3 protein-coding genes and 1 pseudogene are annotated in these 2,732 nt (G+C 62.1%); 3 read left to right on the forward strand and 1 reads right to left on the reverse strand.

Annotation, left to right across the window (positions count from 1 at the left end; translation table 11 throughout):
* A pseudogene (locus EOA86_RS40760) lies at window positions 1-97 on the reverse strand (TlpA family protein disulfide reductase); the annotation flags it as partial.
* A 35-nt stretch (window positions 98-132) separates the two neighbouring features.
* Here EOA86_RS40760 and argH point away from each other — a divergent pair.
* From argH to EOA86_RS29675, 3 genes are all read left to right on the forward strand, one after another.
* Window positions 133-1,533, forward strand: coding sequence for an argininosuccinate lyase (argH, locus tag EOA86_RS29665; protein WP_127210610.1), 1,401 nt, complete (start codon window positions 133-135; stop codon window positions 1,531-1,533).
* Between the two features lie 227 nt (window positions 1,534-1,760).
* Window positions 1,761-1,967 carry a hypothetical protein gene (locus EOA86_RS29670; RefSeq protein ID WP_029348597.1) on the forward strand — a complete coding sequence of 69 codons (207 nt, stop codon included), beginning with the start codon at window positions 1,761-1,763 and terminating at the stop codon, window positions 1,965-1,967.
* A 51-nt stretch (window positions 1,968-2,018) separates the two neighbouring features.
* Window positions 2,019-2,732, forward strand: a 714-nt coding sequence (locus tag EOA86_RS29675) for a diaminopimelate decarboxylase (RefSeq protein WP_164892104.1), incomplete at its 3' end; no start/stop codon positions are given.

The raw sequence follows: 2,732 nt of genomic DNA on the forward strand, positions 1-2,732 counted from the left end.
CGCTGACATATACCGCGACCGCGCCCGCAAGCACGCCCGCCACCAAAGCGGCGAGGATGAGGCTCGGGGCCGGGAAAAATCGATTGCCGTCTGCCATTTTCTAAAAACTGCTCCGGAGCACGGGTTATAGCGATGAGCGACAAGAAGGCCAGCAACCAGATGTGGGGCGGACGTTTTGCCTCGGGTCCGGCCGCGATCATGGAAGCGATCAACGCGTCGATCTCGTTCGACCGCAAACTCTATGCGCAGGATATCAGAGGCTCGATCGCCCATAGCGAGATGCTGGCGCAAACGGGCATTATTTCGACGGCCGATCAAGAAAAAATCGCTCACGGGCTGAACACGATCCTGGCAGAGATCGAAGCCGGCACGTTCGAGTTCTCGACCAGGCTGGAAGACATCCACATGAATGTCGAGGCCCGCCTTGCCGAGCTGATCGGCCCGGCCGCCGGCCGCCTGCATACCGCCCGCTCCCGCAACGACCAGGTAGCGGTCGATCTCAGGCTGTGGGTCAAAGACGAATGCTTTCGCGTCGCTGAGGCGCTGAAGGGCCTGATCTCGGCGTTCCTGGAACGGGCCGAGGAGCATGCGGCGACGGTGATGCCGGGCTTCACCCACATGCAGGCGGCGCAGCCGGTGACCTTCGGCCACCACTGCATGGCCTATGTCGAGATGTTTTCGCGCGACCTGTCGCGTGTCCGCGACGCCATCGAACGGATGGACGAAAGCCCGCTCGGTGCGGCCGCTCTTGCCGGCACAAGCTTTCTGATCGACCGGCACCAGACGGCCAAGGCGCTCGGCTTCCGCGAACCGATGCGCAACTCGCTGGACAGCGTTTCGGACCGCGATTTCGCACTGGAATTCTTGGGGCTGGCGGCGATCTGCGCGACGCATCTGTCGCGGCTGGCCGAAGAGATCATCATCTGGTCGACGCCGCAATTCGGCTTCGTCAGGCTGTCGGACTCATTCTCCACCGGCTCCTCGATCATGCCGCAGAAGAAGAACCCCGACGCCGCCGAGCTGGTGCGCGGCAAGACCGGCCGCGTCACCGGCCATCTGGTCGGCCTGCTGACGGTGATGAAGGGCATGCCGCTGACCTACGGCAAGGACATGCAGGAGGACAAGGAATCCGTGTTCGACGCCGCCGAGACGCTCGATCTGATGCTGGCGGCGATGACCGGCATGGTGCGCGACATGACGGTGAACGCGGCCGCCATGAAGAAGGCCGCCGGGTCAGGCTATTCGACCGCGACCGACCTTGCCGACTGGCTGGTGCGCACGCTCGGCCTGCCGTTCCGCGAGGCGCACCACGTCACCGGCCGCGCGGTGGGGCTGGCCGAGGAGAAGAAAATCGGGCTCGACAGGCTGCCGCTGGAAAACTTGCAGTCCATTCACCCCGGCATCACGGCGGACGTGTTTTCGGTGCTTGCCGTACAGAATTCGGTGAAGAGCCGCACGAGCTTCGGCGGCACCGCGCCGTCGGAGGTGAGGAAGCAGATCCGGTATTGGAAAAAGCACATTGCCAAGGCGTGATGCTCGTGCGGCGAATCCGAAATTCGCATCACGCTGGAGCAGCGCGGCGAGCGAATTTCGGATTCAAAAGCCGCACGAGTAATTGATGAATTCTAGTGTGGTTTTGGATTTGAAGTTCGTTGACGCGAATGCCATCAATGACAGGAACTTCTAATCCACCACACTAGGTGCAATGCCAGCAAAACTCGGCTAAAAGCGGCGGGCAAAAGTTTCAGACGGATGGATCGATGACCGCAAGCAGGATTTTGGTGACGTTGACGCTGCTGGTGGCGCTGGCAACCGTAACGGCCTGCGGCAGGAAAGCCGGCCTCGACACGCCCTATGAGGCGGCCGTGCAGGCGCGCAAGGACGCACAAAAGGCCGAGCAGCCCGTGCCGCCGGAGCCGGAAAAACCGGTCAAGGACAAGAAGTTCATTCTCGACCCGCTGATCTAGAGTCGATGAGATCGGCCGATCTTATCGGCTCCAACATCCGGAACCACTGTTGTGAACCATTTCGACTACCGCGACGGCGTGCTGCATGCCGAGGACGTGGCGATATCAGATATCGCCGCAAGCGTCGGCACGCCGTTCTATTGCTATTCGACGGCGACGCTGACCAGGCATTTCCGCGTGTTTTCGCAGGCCTTTGCCGGGCTCGACGCGCTGGTCTGCTACGCTATGAAGGCGAATTCCAACCAGGCGGTGCTAAAGATCCTGGCCAAGCTCGGCGCCGGCGCCGACGTGGTCTCGGAAGGCGAATTGCGCCGCGCCCTGGCCGCTGGCATTCCGGCCAACAAGATCCTGTTTTCGGGCGTCGGCAAGACCGCGCGCGAAATGGATTTTGCGCTCTCGGTCGGCATTCTCTGCTTCAACGTCGAATCCGAACCGGAACTTGAATTGCTGTCGGCCCGCGCCACGGCACTGGGAAAGGTGGCGTCGATCTCGCTGCGCATCAATCCCGATGTCGACGCCAAGACCCACAAGAAGATCTCCACCGGCAAGGCCGAGAACAAGTTCGGCATTCCCTGGCAGAAGGCACGCCAGGTCTATGCCCGCGCAGCTGAACTGCCTGGCATCAAGGTCACCGGCATCGACACCCATATCGGCAGCCAGATCACCGAATTGCAGCCGTTCGACGACGCCTTCGCGCTGCTGGTGGAGCTGGTCGGCGTGCTGCGCGCCGACGGGCACGCCGTCGAGCATATCGATCTCGGCGGC

This window comes from Mesorhizobium sp. M5C.F.Ca.IN.020.32.2.1, from assembly GCF_004023105.1.
GTDB classification, from domain to species: Bacteria; Pseudomonadota; Alphaproteobacteria; order Rhizobiales; family Rhizobiaceae; genus Mesorhizobium; species Mesorhizobium wenxiniae.

Excerpts from the sequence above, each read along its gene's own strand:
- argH (WP_127210610.1), top strand. The coding sequence starts at position 133 with ATGAGCGACAAGAAGGCCAGCAACCAGATGTGGGGCGGACGTTTTGCC.
- EOA86_RS29670 (WP_029348597.1), top strand. The coding sequence starts at position 1,761 with ATGACCGCAAGCAGGATTTTGGTGACGTTGACGCTGCTGGTGGCGCTG.